At 47.3% G+C, this 18598-nt stretch carries 22 protein-coding genes; 11 read left to right on the top strand and 11 right to left on the bottom strand.

Annotated elements, in window-relative coordinates; all coding sequences use genetic code 11:
• Nucleotides 1-109: 109 nt before the first annotated feature.
• Together L4D19_RS18925 and L4D19_RS18920 are read right to left on the bottom strand one after the other, a co-directional pair.
• Nucleotides 110-478 carry a YgiW/YdeI family stress tolerance OB fold protein gene (locus tag L4D19_RS18925; RefSeq protein WP_428453806.1) on the bottom strand — a complete coding sequence of 123 codons (369 nt, stop codon included), beginning with the start codon at nucleotides 476-478 and terminating at the stop codon, nucleotides 110-112.
• 94 nt (nucleotides 479-572) lie between these two features.
• Entirely contained in the window at nucleotides 573-1409 is an 837-nt protein-coding gene (locus L4D19_RS18920; RefSeq protein ID WP_428453768.1) for a CPBP family intramembrane glutamic endopeptidase, read from the bottom strand.
• Between the two features lie 117 nt (nucleotides 1410-1526).
• Between L4D19_RS18920 and cobU the strand changes: the two genes are divergently transcribed.
• Genes cobU through L4D19_RS18905 form a run of 3 tightly spaced genes read left to right on the top strand, consistent with a single transcriptional unit; the run spans nucleotide 1527 to nucleotide 4213 of the window.
• Nucleotides 1527-2069: a bifunctional adenosylcobinamide kinase/adenosylcobinamide-phosphate guanylyltransferase gene (gene cobU, locus L4D19_RS18915; protein ID WP_428453767.1), complete on the top strand. Its 543-nt coding sequence runs from the start codon at nucleotides 1527-1529 to the stop codon at nucleotides 2067-2069.
• A 25-nt stretch (nucleotides 2070-2094) separates the two neighbouring features.
• Entirely contained in the window at nucleotides 2095-2718 is a 624-nt protein-coding gene (locus L4D19_RS18910) for a histidine phosphatase family protein (protein WP_428453766.1), read from the top strand.
• Between the two features lie 10 nt (nucleotides 2719-2728).
• Complete coding sequence (locus tag L4D19_RS18905; RefSeq protein ID WP_428453765.1) at nucleotides 2729-4213, top strand: cobyric acid synthase; 1485 nt, start codon at nucleotides 2729-2731, stop codon at nucleotides 4211-4213.
• 103 nt (nucleotides 4214-4316) lie between these two features.
• Here L4D19_RS18905 and L4D19_RS18900 read toward each other — a convergent pair whose 3' ends face one another.
• The 4 genes from L4D19_RS18900 to L4D19_RS18885 all read right to left on the bottom strand — a co-directional run bounded on the left by L4D19_RS18900 (nucleotide 4317) and on the right by L4D19_RS18885 (nucleotide 7676).
• The gene (locus L4D19_RS18900; protein WP_428453764.1) at nucleotides 4317-5231 is read right to left on the bottom strand and encodes an amino acid ABC transporter permease; all 915 of its coding nucleotides are present in this window, start codon (nucleotides 5229-5231) and stop codon (nucleotides 4317-4319) included.
• A 3-nt stretch (nucleotides 5232-5234) separates the two neighbouring features.
• A complete protein-coding gene (locus L4D19_RS18895; protein WP_075767400.1) occupies nucleotides 5235-6044 on the bottom strand; it encodes a transporter substrate-binding domain-containing protein in 810 nt (269 codons plus the stop codon).
• A 39-nt stretch (nucleotides 6045-6083) separates the two neighbouring features.
• Nucleotides 6084-6824 (bottom strand): amino acid ABC transporter permease, encoded by a 741-nt coding sequence (locus L4D19_RS18890; RefSeq protein ID WP_428453763.1) that lies wholly within the window; start codon nucleotides 6822-6824, stop codon nucleotides 6084-6086.
• A gap of 93 nt (nucleotides 6825-6917) precedes the next feature.
• Nucleotides 6918-7676, bottom strand: coding sequence for an amino acid ABC transporter ATP-binding protein (locus tag L4D19_RS18885; RefSeq protein WP_428453762.1), 759 nt, complete (start codon nucleotides 7674-7676; stop codon nucleotides 6918-6920).
• 332 nt (nucleotides 7677-8008) lie between these two features.
• Here L4D19_RS18885 and aroG point away from each other — a divergent pair, with 332 nt between their 5' ends.
• A complete protein-coding gene (gene aroG / locus L4D19_RS18880) occupies nucleotides 8009-9061 on the top strand; it encodes a 3-deoxy-7-phosphoheptulonate synthase AroG (RefSeq protein ID WP_428453761.1) in 1053 nt (350 codons plus the stop codon).
• A 75-nt stretch (nucleotides 9062-9136) separates the two neighbouring features.
• Here aroG and L4D19_RS18875 read toward each other — a convergent pair whose 3' ends face one another.
• On the bottom strand, nucleotides 9137-9655 hold the full coding sequence (locus L4D19_RS18875) for a DUF4136 domain-containing protein (RefSeq protein ID WP_428453760.1): 519 nt from the start codon (nucleotides 9653-9655) through the stop codon (nucleotides 9137-9139).
• A 147-nt stretch (nucleotides 9656-9802) separates the two neighbouring features.
• On the opposite strand from L4D19_RS18875, the gene L4D19_RS18870 reads away from it, so the two are divergent.
• Together L4D19_RS18870 and arsB are read left to right on the top strand one after the other, a co-directional pair.
• Nucleotides 9803-10111 (top strand): ArsR/SmtB family transcription factor, encoded by a 309-nt coding sequence (locus L4D19_RS18870; RefSeq protein ID WP_428453759.1) that lies wholly within the window; start codon nucleotides 9803-9805, stop codon nucleotides 10109-10111.
• A 77-nt stretch (nucleotides 10112-10188) separates the two neighbouring features.
• A complete protein-coding gene (gene arsB, locus L4D19_RS18865; RefSeq protein ID WP_428453758.1) occupies nucleotides 10189-11229 on the top strand; it encodes an ACR3 family arsenite efflux transporter in 1041 nt (346 codons plus the stop codon).
• Between the two features lie 99 nt (nucleotides 11230-11328).
• Here the strand turns inward: arsB and L4D19_RS18860 are convergent, their stop codons facing one another.
• Complete coding sequence (locus L4D19_RS18860) at nucleotides 11329-11514, bottom strand: hypothetical protein (RefSeq protein ID WP_075767407.1); 186 nt, start codon at nucleotides 11512-11514, stop codon at nucleotides 11329-11331.
• 164 nt (nucleotides 11515-11678) lie between these two features.
• Nucleotides 11679-12656, bottom strand: a complete 978-nt coding sequence (locus L4D19_RS18855; RefSeq protein ID WP_428453757.1) for a zinc-dependent alcohol dehydrogenase family protein — start codon at nucleotides 12654-12656, stop codon at nucleotides 11679-11681.
• 148 nt (nucleotides 12657-12804) lie between these two features.
• On the opposite strand from L4D19_RS18855, the gene L4D19_RS18850 reads away from it, so the two are divergent.
• Nucleotides 12805-13683 (top strand): LysR family transcriptional regulator, encoded by an 879-nt coding sequence (locus L4D19_RS18850; protein ID WP_428453756.1) that lies wholly within the window; start codon nucleotides 12805-12807, stop codon nucleotides 13681-13683.
• 105 nt (nucleotides 13684-13788) lie between these two features.
• Complete coding sequence (locus L4D19_RS18845; RefSeq protein ID WP_428453755.1) at nucleotides 13789-14283, top strand: hypothetical protein; 495 nt, start codon at nucleotides 13789-13791, stop codon at nucleotides 14281-14283.
• Here the strand turns inward: L4D19_RS18845 and L4D19_RS18840 are convergent.
• Nucleotides 14276-15682 (bottom strand): hypothetical protein, encoded by a 1407-nt coding sequence (locus L4D19_RS18840; protein ID WP_428453754.1) that lies wholly within the window; start codon nucleotides 15680-15682, stop codon nucleotides 14276-14278. The genes L4D19_RS18845 and L4D19_RS18840 overlap by 8 nt on opposite strands.
• Before the next feature lie 248 nt (nucleotides 15683-15930).
• Here L4D19_RS18840 and L4D19_RS18835 point away from each other — a divergent pair, with 248 nt between their 5' ends.
• From L4D19_RS18835 to L4D19_RS18825, 3 genes are all read left to right on the top strand, one after another.
• Nucleotides 15931-16737: a crotonase/enoyl-CoA hydratase family protein gene (locus tag L4D19_RS18835; RefSeq protein ID WP_428453753.1), complete on the top strand. Its 807-nt coding sequence runs from the start codon at nucleotides 15931-15933 to the stop codon at nucleotides 16735-16737.
• 155 nt (nucleotides 16738-16892) lie between these two features.
• Entirely contained in the window at nucleotides 16893-17462 is a 570-nt protein-coding gene (locus L4D19_RS18830) for a rhomboid family intramembrane serine protease (protein WP_428453752.1), read from the top strand.
• A 45-nt stretch (nucleotides 17463-17507) separates the two neighbouring features.
• Entirely contained in the window at nucleotides 17508-17846 is a 339-nt protein-coding gene (locus L4D19_RS18825; RefSeq protein WP_428453751.1) for a DUF1840 domain-containing protein, read from the top strand.
• A gap of 25 nt (nucleotides 17847-17871) precedes the next feature.
• Here L4D19_RS18825 and L4D19_RS18820 read toward each other — a convergent pair whose 3' ends face one another.
• Nucleotides 17872-18513: a DJ-1/PfpI family protein gene (locus L4D19_RS18820; protein WP_428453750.1), complete on the bottom strand. Its 642-nt coding sequence runs from the start codon at nucleotides 18511-18513 to the stop codon at nucleotides 17872-17874.
• Nucleotides 18514-18598: the final 85 nt, after the last annotated feature.

Genomic DNA, 18598 nt, shown 5'->3' with positions numbered 1-18598 from the left:
CTGTTATATGAAGATGATTGATAACTGTCAGTAGATATGTCGATAAGCCTGTGTCGGTAAGAAAAAAGCCCCCAGCAGCAGGGGGCAAAGAAAGGGCGTGGAATGAGTGTTACAGAATTTGCAGGCGGTCGACTTCAATTTCTGGGGTATTGCCGCCTTCATATTCGCCGAACAGTCTTACCTGTGTTGTTGCATCAATGGTTTGTGGAAGACGAATATCGTCATCGATTTCAACTTGGATCTCTTTGGTGCCATCACTGAAAATGAAAGTTTCAGCATTGATTTGTTTAATAAGCTTGCCTTCAACAACGGCGTTTCTCTCGGTTAACATGCCAGTATCTTCCAACAGCTCTGCAACTGTTACGGTATCTACTGGTCCTGAGTATGAAATGGCTTGGCCTTTATCATGGTCTCCAGCCAGTGCCATTGCTGGTGCCATAACTGCGATAGTTGCGATTGCGATGATAGTTTTTTTAATCATGATTCTGTCTCCTCGTTGTCTATGGTGCTATTAAACAACAAGTGTTCTGAATTAATGATGAGTTGAATATTCAGATTTCGTTCATGTTCAACTATTTCCCTAGCGGGTAAGTGAAAAAGATCAGGTGCATAAGGTTAAACCCAAAGTGCACGCCGATCGCCAGGCTTAGTCGGCCAGTCCAGTGATAGGTCAGCCCGTAGAGGATACCTGCACAACCGGCCACCAGTATAAACAAAGGACCTCCGGCGAAATGCGCCAGACCAAAGAGAATGCTCGCAACACTTATACCGATCCAATGGTTAAATCGCTGAGTCAGCAAATTTTGTATATAGCCTCTAAATAGCGCCTCTTCTGCAACACAGGTGAATAGCAGATTATTGAAGGCGAATAGCCATATCCATTCGGGAAAGGAAAACTCAGGCCTGACGAGCCTAAACAGGGCTGCTAGCGTTGGTGTCAGAACAAACAGGCCAGCTAATACTGCGACTTTGGATAACGAGATCTCTCCGTGCTTAACCAGCATGCCCGGAACTAGCAGAAATAAGCCGAAGGTAATGAGTGGTTTGTCGAGGTTAAGGTACATGGTAAACGGGATACTGTCAGGGCCGCTGACTACCTTGTCGAGGACCAGAAGGTTGCCGAAGCCGGGGACAAGGTGAAGAGCAAGGGCCGCGCCCCAGAGTATTACCCCGAAGTGTGCCAAAGCGCGCCATCTCCCTAACAGTTTCTTAGAAAAGGCAGCAGCCCCTAAGCCGATAAGCGAGAACAATGCAGCAGCAGGTGTCAGCCGATCAAGCCAGAAGGCCAATAACAGCGCTAATGATAAAAGAAACGGCCAATAACGGGTGTTAATAAACAGGCTGGTAATACTGCTTGCCAGCAGTAACCAGATGAGAGCACCGGGGAACAAAAGAGAGGATTCGAACATAATTGTTGGTTTGGGTTACAGTGGCAGTCGCAATGAAAGTGTTTAGATAGTAATGCTTTAGTGAGTGCCATACAATGGATAGTATTGTGGATTGAAAAGCGGTATGTAAGTGGAGTGATGAAGGGGTTTATCGGAACAGAACTGATACTTGGTGGTGCACGATCAGGTAAAAGCAGCCTTGCCGAAACGTTGGCAACAGAATCTGGACTGAAGGTGGTTTACATTGCAACAGCCACTGCCGGAGATGATGAAATGGCTGCCCGTATCGCCCGCCATAAAACACAACGACCACAGCACTGGCAACTGGTGGAAGAGCCGAGAGACCTGGCCTCAGTGATCCGGGAATACAGTAAACCCAGCTATTGCTTGCTTATTGATTGTCTTACCTTGTGGTTGACTAACTGTTTGTTTGATCCGAAGGTGAACCAACACCCTTGGCAAGAGAGAAAGCAGACATTTCTTCATGCTCTGAGTGAAGCGAAAGGGCGAATTATTCTGGTCAGCAATGAAGTTGGGCAGGGTGTAGTGCCTATGGGGGAGGTTTCGCGTCTGTTTGTTGATGAAAGCGGGTGGCTGCACCAGGCTATTGCCAAACAGGCTGGGCGGGTGGTTTTTGTGACCGCAGGCATTCCTCAGGTGCTGAAAGGGCCTGCATTATAAATGTGTAATGGATAGGGAGGGGGAAATGAATCAGACGTCAACGACCCGTATCGACATTTTGCGCCATGGTTTGCCAGAAGGGGACGGTTGTCTGCGGGGACATACAGATTTCCCGATTACCACGGAAGGTTTGGCGCAAATGCATGCTGCTGTTGAGGGGCTACATGATGTTGAGCAGGTTCTTTCATCGCCGTTACAGCGTTGCCATGACTTTGCCAAATTGTTTGCCTCAAATTTATCGCTACCGCTTGAGCAATGTCCTGACTGGAAAGAGATGAACTTTGGCCGTTGGGATGGTCAAAGTCGTGACAGCCTCTGGCAAACAGAGCGAGAGCTGTTGAGCAATTATTGGAAAGACCCCTGGCAATCAACACCACACGGTGGCGAGACATTACAGGAGTTTGACAGCCGGGTAATAAAAGCCTGGCAAGCCATGTTAAGCCGTTATCAGGGCAAACGTATCTTGCTGGTTACCCATGGTGGTGTCATGAAGCAGTTGCTCCGTATTTTGCTCGATATGCCTGAAAGCGCCAGCTATCTGCAACGAATCGATTTACCTTATGCGGCGCGTTACCGTGTCACAGTGTATCGCGATAAAAATGGCGAGTATTGGCCGCAAGTGCAGTGGCCGGTGCAGCAGCAATATTAGTGAGAAGAAAATGCAATTAACGACTCAGGCACTTATGGTGCAGGGAACGACATCGGATGCCGGTAAAAGTGTGCTGGCTGCTGGCTTGTGCCGGGTTTTGGCGAGAAAAGGTATCAATGTCGCCCCTTTTAAATCGCAGAATATGGCGCTCAACAGTGCCGTTACCAAAGACGGTGGTGAAATAGGCCGGGCGCAGGCGGTTCAGGCTCAGGCTTGCTGTATTGAGCCGACCGTTCACATGAATCCGGTCTTGTTAAAACCTAATACAGATATCGGCGCTCAGGTTATTGTACAGGGCAAAGCCCTGGCTGATATGGACGCTGTTGGTTACCACGGCTATAAAAAAGTGGTGATGGGGCCGGTGATGGAGTCGTTTGGCCTGTTGCAGTCTGAGTTCCAAACCGTGATTGTCGAAGGGGCCGGAAGCCCTGCTGAGATAAACCTGCGTGAGAATGATGTGGCCAATATGGGATTTGCCGAAAAGGCCGATATCCCGGTCATCATCATCGCCGATATTGACCGCGGCGGGGTTTTCGCCCACCTGTACGGGACGCTTGCTTTGTTGTCTGAATCGGAACAGGCTCGCGTTAAAGGTTTTGTTATCAACCGCTTCCGAGGTGATATCAAGCTTCTGGAATCAGGCCTGGATTGGCTGGAAGAAAAAACGGGGAAACCTGTTTTGGGAGTGCTGCCATATTTGCACGGTTTGATGCTGGAAGCTGAGGATGCGATTAACGTGCAGCAGGTCGAGGCCGCCGAGCAGCAGTTGAAGGTTGTTGTCCCGGTACTCACCCGAGTGAGCAATCATACTGACTTCGATCCTCTTCGTATGCATCCCCAGGTCAATTTGCAGTTTGTTGGCAAAGGCGAGCCAATGCCACCGGCCGATCTTATTATTCTGCCGGGTACAAAAAGTGTTCGTAGTGATCTGGCTTTCTTGCGCGAACAGGGCTGGGATAAACAGATTGCCCGTCACGTGCGTCTGGGCGGCAAATTGATGGGGATTTGCGGTGGCTACCAGATGCTTGGTGAACACATTGCTGATCCTCATGGTATCGAAGGCGAGGCTGGTGAGAGTCAGGCGCTGGGATATTTACAAACTGCCACTGTGTTAGCACCGGAAAAGCAGCTCAAGCAAACAACGGGTCAATTACAACTGCCGGGGCAAGAGCCTGTTGCCATCCGTGGTTATGAGATCCATGCCGGTGTGACACAAGGGGTAAACGCTGATGCGCCGGTGCAGTTAGTTGATGGGCCTGACGGGCAGCTGGGTATCGATAATCAGGTATTTGGCACCTATCTCCACGGCATTTTTGAGCAGAAAGAAGCCTGCGATGCCATTCTTCGCTGGGCAGGACTAGAGGCGACCCAAACGCCTGATTTTGATCAGGTGCGGGAGCAAGGAATCGATCGCGTTGCTGATACGATTGAACAACATATGGACCTTGCTAAGCTTTGGCCTGAGTGGGCAGATAAGTTTGCCATGGCGGAGTAATTCCGCACTTTTAAGGTGTCGATTCATTTCTGAGTGATATTTATAAAGCCCTTGAGACGAGTGTCTTCAAGGGCTTTTTCATTAGTAAGGTTGTAGGAGCTGATTAGCGTTGTTTGTGTTTCAGTGTGTGTACTTCGAGTTTGCTAAATAGCAAGGACAAACCGAGGCAGAGGAATAAGTAACCAGCGCCCACCAAGAGCCAAATCTCAAAGATTAAGCCTGATGAGTTAGCAATTTCACTGCCGACGAAGGTCAGCTCCTGAATTGATATCAGAGAGATAATGGATGAGTCTTTGACCAAAGAGATAAACTGTCCGGCCAGAGGTGGAACGATACCAGACAGCGCTTGCGGAAAAATGACGTCACGGAAGCGGTGCCAGCGGGAAAGTCCAAGTGAATCGGCGGCTTCCCATTGTCCTTTGGCGATTGCATCAATGCCAGATCGAACTATTTCGGCAATGTAGGCAGCAGCGATCAGCCCGACACAAAGAACGCCTGAAAACAGGTTTTCCCATAGTCTGGCAGGGCCGAACAGAAACTGTTGCAGGCTGTTAATTTCTCCGCTCTGATGGCGAAGTACTGATTCAAGGCCAAGCGCAGGGACTAGTTGGCTGGAAATGAAAAAGTAGAAGATAAACACAAACACCAGAGGTGGAATGTTGCGTACCAGCTGGATATAAGCCTGGGCCGGCAGCCTCAGAATCATCAACGGAGAGCGACGGGCTAGCCCCAGTATCAGGCCAAGTATACCGGCAAACAGCATTCCCCATAGGCTCAGTCTAATGGTGGCGATAAATCCTTGGATGAAATAGGGTAGATCGCCATTTTTCCCGCTGGACAGAATGAGGTTAAAGGCTTTGTCCCAGTTCCACTGATAGTGAATACCGGCCGATGACCGGTACCATAACCAGCCGATGAAACTACCGACGATCACGATTAACAGCAGATCCAGTGTGTTCAACCGGGTCAGACTCGGGAGAGAGCCTCCCGACAGTTTGTTTGCTTTACCCTGTGACAAACGTTATTGACCTTCTGCAATTTGGTTTTGCCAGTCAAGCGTGGTGAACCAGTAGTCATGACGCTCTTTTAGCCAGCCATCTTCGGTACGAAGTAAGATCCAGTTGTTGAAGAAATTCAGCAGATCAAACTCTCCATGACGAATCGCAAAGGCTTCAGAACCTCTACTCAGGCGCTCAGAAAGAGGAATATAGAGCTTGTCTTTGTATTGAATCGACATCTGCTCAGGTTTGGGTGAAGACGCGAGGACGGCGTGTGCATTGCCGTTCAGCACCTCCTGAAACGCCTGGGCATCATCATCGAACTGACGTAGCTTGGCTTTCGGGAAGTATTTCTTGGCTGTCTGTACCGTGAAAGCGCCGCGACGCACTGCAAGGGTTACACTGCGTTTGTTGTAGTCCGCAATAGCCGTTTTGTCTGCCGCTTTTTCTTTGTGTGCAGCCAACTGGACTCCCGAGTGGGCATAAGGCGAAGTAAACAGAACACTCATGTTACGTGCCGGGGTAATCGACATACCGCCGATGATGACATCGAATTTACCGGCAAGCAGTGCCGGAATGATGCCGTCCCAGGCGGTAGGAATGAACTCTACCTTAAGGCCCGCATCTTCTGCCAGTCTGCGGGCGACATCCACCTCAAATCCGACGAGCTCACCTTGTTTATCTCGCATTGCCCATGGCACGAAAGTGGACAAGCCCACACGCAGCGTACCGCGTTCTTTGATTTCTACCAGCGTACTTTTATCTGCCGCGAACGCAGAGGAGCCCGCTAGTAATAAAAATACAGCAATGCATGCTGTTATCAGACGTTTCATGCTTCCTTTCTCCAATTGTTGTAATAGTTGATAGCAAAATTAGTGCTCAGGGACATTGAGCCTGTGTTCAAGCCAGGCGGCAAAGCCGGATAGCACTAAGGTGACGCATAGGTAAATGCCGGCGACAGAGAACCATACTTCAAACGGCATAGCGGTATCGGCGACGATGTTCCTTCCTTCTGTCGTGAGGTCAAAAATCGCCATCACACTGACAATCGATGAGTTTTTAACAAGAGACACCGCCTCATTGGTCAGCGGTGGCAGGATCTTTTTGATAACCTGAGGAAGGATGACAAAGCGATAGCTATCGCTGTATGACAGTCCTAGGCTCTGGCTGGCTTCAAATTGCCCCTTGGCTATGCTGTTCAGACCGGCACGGAAAATTTCTGCGGTATAGGCCCCCTGAAATAGAGACAGAGCCAGAACGGCGGTGGTAAAGCGCTCCAGTCCGAGTACCGGGCCGAACACGAAGTACAGCAGGTAAATCTGTACAAGGAGCGGAGTATTCCGGATGAGCTCGATATACCCGCGCGCCAGTCCGCGGCCGATAATGGAATCAGACATCCTAAGCAGCGCCGTTGCCAGCCCGATCGCCAATGTGCACACGAGGCTGACTGCCGATATTTTCAGCGTGACCAACAAGCCTTCCAGTAACTCGGCAGGAAACCATTCGCCATCTTCAAAAAACCACAGGTATTGGGGAATGCGGTACCATTGCCAGCGGTAGTTCATTGCCTCGGCTCCGCTGTTCAGCAGCCAATACAGGCCGAAGCCAACCATAGCCACCTGCAAAAAAACGGATAATACTGGTTTTAGGATTTTATACCCATTAACAGAGGGTGCTGTTGGGGAGTTTCGATCTAACTTCAAGGCTTAGTAACTCAGTATCTGTTCAAGGAATTGCTGGGTGCGAGCCTGGCAAGGTGTATCGAATAACTGGGCTGGCGGGGCGACTTCAACAATCTCACCCTCGTCCATAAAGACAACGCGGTCGGCGACTTGTCTTGCAAAACCCATCTCATGGGTGACGCACACCATGGTGATTCCCTCCGTGGCCAGCTCTTTCATCACATCGAGCACTTCTCTGATCATTTCCGGATCCAGCGCCGAAGTTGGCTCATCAAACAGCAAAATATCAGGCTTCATACACAGCGAACGGGCAATAGCCACACGTTGTTGCTGGCCACCGGAGAGTTGGGCCGGATACTTATTGGCTTGGTGGCCGATATGCACACGATCAAGGTATTCCCGTGCGAGCTTTTCGGCATCGGGTCGGGACATTTTAAGGGTACGTCGTGGCGCCAGGGTCAGGTTATCGAGCACAGTCATATGCGGGAACAGATTAAAGTGCTGGAATACCATACCGACCTGACCGCGGATGGATTTTAAATGTTTATTATTTAGTGGCTGGCCTGCAACCAGCAGTTCGCCAGTGTTGTATTGCTCGAGTCCGTTGATGCAGCGGATCAGGGTAGATTTTCCTGAGCCGGAAGGGCCGCAAATCACCAGGCGCTCACCACGTTCAATGGTCAGGTTAATATTCTTGAGGGCATGGAATTCGCCATACCATTTATCGACGTTTCGAAATGAAACGACTGCATTATCAGGCACCGTAGCGACCTCGAAAATCATAAGTTGTTGTTCATATGCTATTGCTTTTACAAATTATTTTCAAAGTGATAGCACTCAAAAGACAAAATAAGCTGTTTCATTGAAATACCCTTTGCTTGAATTTTGAGCAAAAGTGCGATGATAAAAATCCGGTAGGGAGAAATTTCGCAGCAATATTGTGCTGACTAGCCCCGATAGGGCAATAAATGTGTAATTTAATTTCAAATAGCGTTTGCACTACCGCTGTTAAGGCGATAAGTTAAAGTCAATGGGATGTGAGATTTACTGTCAACGATCTCTGTACATCTAAGTTTACACGTTGACAGGTGATAGAAATACGGGAAGTAATGAGCATGCATAAAACAGATGACGTACGCATTCGCGAGATTAAAGAACTTTTACCACCAGTTGCAGTATTGGAGCGTTTTCCGGCAACTGAAAATGCATCTGAAACTGTGTTTCAGGCACGTCAGTCGATCCACAATATCTTGAATGACGAAGATGACCGCTTACTCGTCATCGTAGGCCCTTGTTCGATCCACGATACCGAAGCGGCACTTGAGTACGGTAAGAAGCTCAAGTCGCTCCGTGAAGAGCTAAAAGGCGAGCTGGAAGTGGTAATGCGTGTGTATTTTGAAAAGCCGCGTACTACCGTTGGCTGGAAGGGTCTGATCAATGACCCGTATATGGATGGAAGCTTCCAGCTAAACGACGGTCTGCGTATCGGACGTAAATTGCTGCTTGATTTGACAGATATGGGAGTACCGACCGCCGGTGAATTCCTGGATATGATCACACCACAGTATATGGGCGATTTGATCAGCTGGGGCGCAATCGGAGCACGGACTACCGAATCACAGGTTCACCGCGAGTTGGCTTCAGGTTTGTCTTGTCCGGTTGGCTTTAAGAACGGTACTGACGGTAACATCAAAATTGCTACTGACGCGATTGGCTCGTCAAGTGCGCCTCACCACTTCCTGTCAGTAACCAAGTACGGCCATTCCGCCATTGTATCAACGGCGGGCAATGAAGACTGTCATATCATTCTTCGTGGCGGTAAAGAGCCGAACTACAGCGCTGAGCACGTTAATGCGATCACTGATCAGCTTGATAAAGCAGGTTTGCGCCAGAAAGTGATGATCGATTTCAGCCATGCTAACAGTTTGAAGCAGTTCCAGCGTCAGATTGTGGTTTCTGAAGATGTGGGAAATCAGATTGCTGATGGCAATGATGCGATTTTCGGCGTTATGATTGAAAGTCACCTGGTCGAAGGACGACAGGATATTGTTGACGGTAAAGTCGCTACCTATGGTCAGAGTATTACCGATGCTTGTATTGGTTGGGCTGATACGGAAAAAGTACTTCGCCAACTGGCAAGTGATGTCAGCAAGCGCCGTCAGAAGTAATTAAAAACTGAATTGAGAACAACAAAGGCCTGATAGACAATCAGGCCTTTTGCGCTAGGGGTTATATGTCGATAATCACTGAGGCGGATAGTTCTTAAACATCTCGACGACTTGCTCGTCTATAAATTCATCTCTTGATTTTGATGTCATTGTTTCTGTGAGTTTGCGCTGTGATATCGATCGCCAGACAATTTTATTGTTGTCATTATCAATCAGTTCGACGACTAATTTGCCATACCGGTATTCGCGATACTGCGATGGGCTTGTATAGGCCACTCCGACGTTTCGGTGTCTGTAACCAAAGCCGAGAGTGGTACCGTAAGAGCGGAAATCAGATTGTTGCTGTATGTAGTGCTTAACGGTGAGATCGGCTGCGCTGGGTTCAGCGGTAAGTCCTTTGTTATCAAGCTGCGCAGTGATGGCATTTTCGACTCGTGAGGAGTCCAGGGTGATCACCCTGTTAGCAGGAGAAGAGGCAAACTGATAGGTTTTGAATTGGTAGTAGTTAACTTGGGCATCATAGTCAGTGGCGACATCAGCGCTGCAACCAACTATGGCGACGCTGATCAAGATTGGACTAAAAAAAGGCAACATCGCTAGTATCCTTTGATAACGCTACATCACCAATTATAGCAAAGCCGATCTTGCCAACTGGCTGGGGTATCTGTTTGAAAATTAGATTGACAGTGGCTTGTCTTATTCCTATTATCGTCATTCGACGATGAACGAAAGGTGTGAAAAATGGCTTGTGTCACGGTATTGGACGGTATTGAAATCGATGAAACAAAAGAGCTTGCCTTGGCAAGTTTGTCGAAAGCATTGTCGCACCCGGCCCGAGTTCGAATTCTGAGGATCCTGACCCGGCAGCAAGTTTGCTTGAACAGCGATCTTGTCGGTGAACTGGGTTTGGCACAGTCGACTGTTTCTGAACACCTGCGGATTTTGAAGGCTGCCGGTCTGGTGATTGCAGAGCCGAAGCCGCCAAGAACCTGTTTTACGGTAAACCAGGAAAAGCTAGAAGAATTTCGAGAGTTGCTGTCGTATTTATAGAGGTTGGCCATCACGAATGGCCTTTTTTAAACAACAATATATCGTCAATCGACGATTAACTATGCGAGTGTGAAAGCATGGGTATTTTTGAACGTTTTCTAAGTATATGGGTCGGGCTCGGCATGCTAGCGGGCTTGGTGGGTGGTTCGCTGTTCCCTGGTGTTTTCTCTTTTTTGGGCGGATTACAGTATGCCCAGATCAATTTGGTCATTGCGGTGCTGATTTGGTTGATGATCTACCCGATGATGATGCAGGTTGATTTTAAATCGGTTCGTGATATACACCGTCGGCCAAAAGGGCTGATCATTACTATTGCGGTGAACTGGTTGATCAAGCCTTTCACTATGGCTTTGCTTGCTATGTTGTTCATGCGTTATGTATTTGGTGACTGGATTTCGCCATCACTAGGTGAAGAGTACATTGCTGGTATGATCTTGCTTGGTGTAGCGCCTTGTACCGCGATGGTGTTTGTCTGGAGCCAGCTAACGAAAGGTGATGCAAACTATACGGTTGCCCAGGTAGCGATTAATGATTTGATCATGGTAGTTGCTTTTGCACCGATTGCTGCATTCTTGCTAGGAGTAACCGATGTCACTGTTCCTTGGGATACATTATTGCTGTCGGTAAGTTTGTTTGTAGTTATTCCGCTAGTTGCAGGTGCATTAACGCGTCAGTTTGTTCGCAACAAGTCTAAATTGGATAAGCTTTCTGCAACAATGAAGCCGCTTTCAATTATGGGCTTGGTGGGTACTGTTATCCTGCTGTTTGGTTTTCAGGCGCAGACAATTCTAGATAACCCGGTTGATATTGTATTGATTGCAATTCCATTACTCATCCAGACATACCTTATTTTCGCGGTGACTTACGTTTGGATGAAGAAGTGGAAACAACCACATTGTGTTGCTGCTCCAGGTAGTATGATTGGTGCGTCTAACTTCTTTGAGTTGGCAGTTGCAGTGGCTATTAGTTTGTTTGGTATTCACTCGGGGGCGGCGCTGGCTACTGTTGTGGGTGTGCTTGTCGAGGTGCCTGTAATGCTATCGCTGGTGGCTTATGCCAATAGAACAAAGAGCCAGTTTGCATCTGACATGGACTTGAGCGGTGAAGCCAGTTCATAAACATTACTGGCATTAACTTAGCGTTAATTTAGCAATATTATTGTAGTTCTATTATCCAAGACCTCTTATTCCAGATAAGAGGTCTTTTATTATGTCTGGTTATTTTCTTTGCAACCTGAAACCGTCGTTGAATTCAATAGAGCGAACTTCACGGATCCGGATATCGTGCAGCACTTTATTGCTGTGGGGGAATTGGCAATAAATCGCGAATTCTTTATGCAATCCGTTATCAACAAACGCATCTAAAATATCTTTAGTGTCTGCGATGAGTACTTTGTCTTCCATTTTACCGGCCCAGCTGTTGCACTTAAATTCAGTGTAGGGAGCTTGGAAGAGAAGAAATGTGTTAACTCTGAGACGTCCGAAATACGGTACTGAAAATTACAGTCACCTAAGTTGGCATACAAGAAGGCTGGCATACCAGTATGGCAGCCTTTCGGATACTGAGCTTACGCCGTTAGTACAATTTTGCCGACAGCCTGGCCAGATTCCAGACGTTGATGGGCTGCTGATACCTCCCAGATTGAATGGTGTGAGTCATCGATCAGTGGTTTGATTGCTCCGTTATCAACCAGTGTTGCAATTTGAGCAAGGATCTCGCCATGTGAGCAGCGGTTCAGGCCGTGCACCAAAGGGATTAACATGAGCACACTGTGAAAGCTCAAGCTTTTAAGAGCAACTTGCAGCACGTCATTAATTGGCAACGTGGTTGCAACTGAACCATTATATCGGGCGGCCTCGAAGCTGCGTTGAATATTCTCGCCGGCAATTGTGTCAAAAACAGCATCAAATCCATTGCCGCCAGTATATTGGGAGACGTAGCTTTGGACATCTTGCTCCGTCACGTTCACCAAGTTATCGGCCCCCAATGTTGCTGCCGTTTCAAGGTTGTGTGGTAATGTTGTGGCGGTAACCGTTGCACCAAGGTGCTTGGCTAGCTGAATAGCAATATGCCCGACACCGCCTGTAGCACCATGGATAAGCACGTTTTCTCCCGGCTGAACTTTTAGCTTATCGACCAGAGCTTCCCAGGCCGTAATAGATACCAGTGGAAGTGCCGCTGCTTCGCGCATGCTCAGAGAGGAGGGTTTTAGTGCCATTAAATCTGCGTCGACCAACATATACTCGGCAAGGGCGCCGTCTGTTCCCGCAATACCACCGGCACAGCCATAAACTTCGTCGCCAACCTTGAATTTGGTTACGCTGTCATCTACCTCTATAACAACGCCAGCAACATCACCATGTAAGATTTCCGGTAGGTTTGCTGACCAAGGAGTCTCGGTCGAGCGCAACATGGTATCAAGTGGGTTAACACTTGTTGCCTTTACTGCAATAACCAAATGTCCAGCCTTGACCTGTGGCTTCTCTCGCTCAACCTGCTGAAAAACATCGCTGTTACCCAGGGATTTAATGACCATTGCTTTCATAATGTGTTCCTTTTGAAACCTAGTGTTTAAGTGGTTGTCATCATAATTATTGCCTTGACAGCTAACAATGCAGCAACGGTAAATACACTTTTGTCTTTTATGCAAAGGTGGTTTAATGTGCATATCAGTTTTAATCTCGAGGTTTGACATGATTACTCGATTGCAATATTTCAACTGCGTGGTAGAAACAGGCAGTATTTCAGAGGCCAGCCGAGTTTTCGATGTGCAGCCTTCATCGATATCTCGCCAAATAGCGACGTTAGAGCAAGAGCTAGGTGTGAGGTTGCTAAATCGTACCACCCGTAACCTGGGGCTCACCGAGGCAGGCCAGCGTTACTATGACTATTCGCAGCGCATCGTTGCCGAGCTTGATGAGGCGAAGCGGGCCGTTAACGATTTACAGCAAAGTCCGAAAGGACGGCTGAGAGTCAGTATGACGGTTGGATTTGGTGAGTCTGTCATCTTGCCACTGATACCAGACTTTCTGGCTATGTATCCAGATATTGATGTTGATCTGGAACTCACAGAGCGGGTCGTTGATTTGGTTGAAGAAAATACAGATGTGGCCATACGCAGTGGCCGCTTGCCAGATTCAACCATGATAGCCAAAAAGCTGCTAGCCAATAATTTCTTGTTATGCGCTAGTCCGGAGTATCTGGCAAAGCGAGGAACACCTGACTCACCCCAGTCGCTCAGTAATCATCAGTGTATTCAATATGGTTATGCGGGATGGCGAGAGTGGTATTTGATGGAAGCGCCCATCACGAGGCTCGATATCTGTAGTGCCATTACGGTAAATACGGTGAATGGACAAAAGCAGTTGTTACTTAGTCATGCCGGTCTCGCGCTGATGCCGCTGTGGGCGGTACAACAAGAATTGCACCGCGGTGAACTGATTAACGTGCTGCCACAACACACCTTTAGTCCCTATGAAGTAATGAGCTCTACCTATGCTATCTACCTAAAGCGTGAGCTGGTGTCTCCAAAGATTCGGGTGTTTCTCGATTATTTGAGCCGTCATATCTGATGAGGCAGGATTCAGTATTCCGGTGCCTTTGGGTATATGCTTAGTAACATGCTTGCGTGAAAATAGACGATGGTAAGATGAGATGGCGTAGGGGTATTGCTGAATATGAGTAAAACCAAGATCTTGTTTGTTTTTGCATGTGTATTTACGGCATCGTGTATAAGTGATCTTTATTCGAAGCCTACCGCCAACACCTCTGATGATATTTCAACAATCTCTGAGCAGTTTGTGAAAGCGACCCGCGGGGGTGTATTGGATGTAACAGCTGTTATCCCCGGCAAGATCTACCATCCGCGTGATGGTTACATTAGCTATGAACGGTTTTGGTGTATTGATGAAGAAAAAGGATCTGTTGAAGAATATATCGAGTTAATGGCACAGGTCTGTAAATTGAAAGATGGTGTTTTCAAAGGGGAGTGGTGTGTGTCATCAAATCATCACCTGCCTTTGTTTAGTGCCACGATCGAGCAGAACGGCACCACGTGTACTGGCGGTGATCTCACAACCATTATTCACAATAGGGAGCCGATTTCTTCAGCAACAGCCAGTGAATGGTTGATAACCGCCGAAGCCTTTGGTTTCGAACGGGAGGTTAAATAGCCCAACGTTGTTTTAGCTTACCGCTTAGCACATCGATCAGTGATTGGGTGTTGAGGGACAATCCAGCACTGTTTTTGTTAATAATTTCCGGGCGTTGGCCATGTTTTGTCAGGTCGTAGCTAAGAAATTGTTTGATATCGTTGAAATAGAAAATCACACCTGTGGCGTCACTCTTATTTGGGATCGAGAAATACCCAGATGAAGAGACGGTAAAGGAAAGCTCGTATGGATACTGGCTGATGATCTTTTCGGCGTACGCATGGGTAAATCGCTGTTTGATATCCGCTGACTGATAAAGATTTGAGAAGGGCTCAAGGGGGGAAACAGATAAGTTGAGCTTGCGAATAAAGGCCTCGGATTGTGTGTCAATGCGCAGGTTTTCATCGAGATAAGCTAAGTTGAGTACTTCGTCCCGTTGCTGCTTGATATGAACCAGTTCTTGTTGGTAGCGGTGAAGCAGCAGCGCCGACTCTCGTTCGTTTATATAAGTTTTTTCTCTCAGTGCCCGTCGAGCCTGCGCAAGTTGGTAGTTTAGGTTATCGGGAAAATGTTGTGTGTTATTTGCTGTATCAAAGTAGCCATTGAGTTCGGTCATCGCATGCCATATATCAGCTGCATAGCTATCAATCAATTTCGATGCTTTTTCTTTCAAATAGTCAGGAAAGGGGGCTAGCAACTGATCACGGTTGATGTATACACAGTTCGTTGTGACTGTTGTCAGGAGTTCTGATATTCCGTGAAATTGCCGACAAATGCCATGAGGCCGATTGTCATAACTGAACGTGAGTTCATCAATTAGCTTGATGCTGGAATCATGGTTATTGATGGTGCGCTGTAATGCTTGACGAAATGCCGCTGAGAGTTGGTTATATCGACTAGATTGAGATTTTACCTTTGCTTCAAGTGAGTTAACTCTTTCTTGATAAGTGATCTCAGACGTTTCTAAAAAGTGAATCTTATTGCTCAGTTCATATATTGAATGGCGATAGTTCTTCAGATCTTTGTCGATTTTCCGCTGCATTCCAACTGCTATCGCGTCAACGTTACTGAGGTAACTGAGATAACGTTTTTTGGATTTTTCCAGAGCTGTGATGAATGAAGCCGCTTCAGGCAGGCTTGTTTTCTTGAACATAGCCTTTAACTCGGCGAGATCGCCTAGAAAGTTAGCGTGTTGCAACCAATGATGTTCGAGCAGGTGAGAAGAAAGAGTATGAATATGACTGTACTCTTCAGGAACCGATAATGGGCTGTGTTGCTTTGTTACGATAAGGCCTGAAATAGCAACATCTTGATTGTATGGATCAATGTTCAATGAACCAAGATCGAGTTGGTTTTCAGTTTTGCATGCCGCCAGACCGTAAATGGCTGTAACCACGCATAACTTTTCAATAACATTCATATCTACTGAAACCTGGCTGCCTTTCTTCTTGTTTTCGGAGGAGTGTACCGAGAAAATATCAATATGCAATTGATTTATGTTGTTGTTTTTAAGTGTGGGTAATAATCACCCAATATGCTGTTGTTTCTGATATGGCTTGGTTAGAAGAAATAATTTTTGTCAATGGCATCAGTTATCCTGCTTAAAAGTTAGTCTTTTGTTCTCTTTGTGTTAAATTTAACTGGACGGACCAGATAAGGGTATTATTCATGAATTGGAACAAATTGGAAGTGACAGAAGAGCAGGGCATTGTGACGGTGGCGCTAAATCGGCCGGAAAAGTTAAATGCGCTGGATATGGAAATGTTTCGTGAACTTGATGCGGTCAGTAAGCAGTTGAAAAAGAGAAAAGATATACGCGCTGTGATCCTGACCGGGAACGGAGGAAGCTTTAGTAGCGGGCTGGATATAAAAAGTGTCGCGACTTCGAAAAGCAAGGCTTTGCGATTATTGGCAAAAATTTTGCCGGGGAATGCCAATTTAGCCCAAAGGGTCTCTCGGAATTGGCGTCAGATCCCTGTTCCGGTTATTGCAGTTATAGAAGGACGCTGTTACGGCGGCGGACTGCAAATTGTGATGGGAGCGGATTTCAGGTTTGTGACTTCCGACAGTGAGCTTTCTATTATGGAGGTGCGTTGGGGGCTGGTCCCTGACATGGCCGGATTACTGTCGTTAAGAGAGGTGGTGCCTAAAGATGTTGCGATGCGACTTACCATGACTGGTGAGATTGTCTCTGGTAAACAAGCGCAACAACTCTCATTAGTCACTGATGTCAGCGATGATCCGATGGCGGCGGCCAAGGCTTTTTGTCGTCAGATCTCGCAAGCCTCCCCGGATGCACTAGCAGCCATTAAACATACAACGAACCGCTGCTGGACGGGCAGTGAGCGTAACTTGTTGGCAAGAGAAACGTTAAGTCAAATAAGGCTGTTACTTGGGCGTAATTTCTTTATTGCCGGAAAGCGCCAGCGCTCCAAGAACAACATAGACTACCAGCACCGCCAATCGTTTTGGTAAGCCGCTTCAAAGCTGGGAGCTTACGTGATATTGAAGCCATTCATTTAGCCCTTGATTGTCGTTGCGTCTGATATTGAGGTAGTTTGGGTATAATTCACTGAATCAGATAGAAAAACGCCTTATACTAACAGTATGAAACTTTTGAGGGCGAGCTATTGAGACAAAGTGATAAAGACTCACTAATACTGATTGGCTTCATTTGTTTGTTCACCACTGCGATACATATTGCCAATGTGTTCTTTCGTGGTCAGCTGAGTGATTACGGGCTATTGCCGAGGCATTTTAGCCACTTCACAGGTATTGTTGCTTACCCTTTCCTGCACGGCTCATGGGCTCATCTAATAAGCAATTTGGTTTCCTTCTCGGTATTGGGCTACCTGGTTTCCCGTTCTGGTTTAGCGCGCTTGATCGCGGTGTTTATGATCAGTTGGGTCGGGAGTGGTGTCGGGGTTTGGATCTTTGGCCGGATGCATTTTCATGTCGGGCTCAGCGGTATTATTTATGGTTTGTGGGCTTATTTGCTGGTCTATGCCGTTATGTACCGTAGCCTTAAATCGATAGCAATCGCGGTAATTGTGATGTTCTTATACGGCTCAATGGTGTGGGGATTCATCCCGGCTCATAGCTGGGTAAGCTATGAGAGCCACTTCTTTGGCGCATTGGCGGGCGTGTTGGCAGGTTTCATTTTTGCTCGACGTGATAAACAACGGGAAATCGTCACTTAGTTGGGTGCTTGGTAATAAAGCGATAGATTAAATATTGGAGCGAATATGTTAGTGACTTTTAGTTGCAAGGTGAGCGGAAATGTTGTCATGTTTGGCGATGTAGCAAAACAAATGCTGAGAATGATGGGACAGTGCGAGAATATTCCCGGTGCGATTGATGCTGAGCATATCTCGGTGGCGCTTTCGAATTTGCAGCAGGCGGCGGGCCGAATACATCAGTTAGAACTTGATTCCCGGGAGCACGGAGAACTTCAGGAGCGGGAAGTCGACGCGTGTGATGAGCAAGATGTTGAGCCTGTGATTAGCCTGAATACACGTGCCTTGCCTCTTATCGATATGCTGAAAGCGGCAGAAAAAGAGCAGTGCTACATCATGTGGGAGTAACAGCCTTTACCGCAATATCATGATGCTAATGAACAACATGCAGGGGAGCAAAAGGATCATCACTGGGATCATTGATCCAGATATATTCAGCCTCTATCGCGGTTTTACGAGCAGTTTCTTCATCAAGCAGTTGTGCGATTACTGCCAGAGACAGATCGATGCCTGCTGATACACCGGATGAGGTGAACACCCTGCCGTCTTTAACCCAACGAGCCACAGGATACCAGTTAATATCGCTGCCAATACCGGTAACCCAACGATAACGCTTTTTGTTTGTTGTGGCTGCTTTATCTTTTAGTATGCCAGCCTGCGCCAGCAAGGCAGCCCCTGTTCCGACCGAGCAAATGTAACTGGCATTGCTGCTCTGCTGCTGGAGCCAGTCAATGAGTAATGTATTGGTTATTGCCTGTTCTACGCCCTCACCGCCGGGAACCAATAAAATATCTGTTTTATGAGAATTATAAATACTGAAGTCTGCAACTAGTTTGGGACCTTGTCTACTGGCTACCGGACGACCTGACTGGGAGACAAACTGAATGTCAAAATGCTCGGGCAGGGTGCCAAACATTTCAAGCGGGCCGGAGACTTCCAGCAAATCGAATTGGTCATAGAGCAATACCGTGATTGTAAATTGCGGTATAGATGGGACAGACTGGCTTTCTGACATAGTTATCCAATGAAATAAACGCTCGGTAGTTAAAGCATAGTGAATATATTATGACTCACTCTCAATCCAAAAGTATGAATTGAGA

Source organism: Photobacterium kasasachensis (assembly GCF_050336885.1).
In the GTDB taxonomy this organism is placed as follows: domain Bacteria; phylum Pseudomonadota; class Gammaproteobacteria; order Enterobacterales; family Vibrionaceae; genus Photobacterium; species Photobacterium kasasachensis.
Note: the sequence above shows the minus strand (reverse complement) of the source record. Positions and strands in the feature narration are given on the sequence as shown.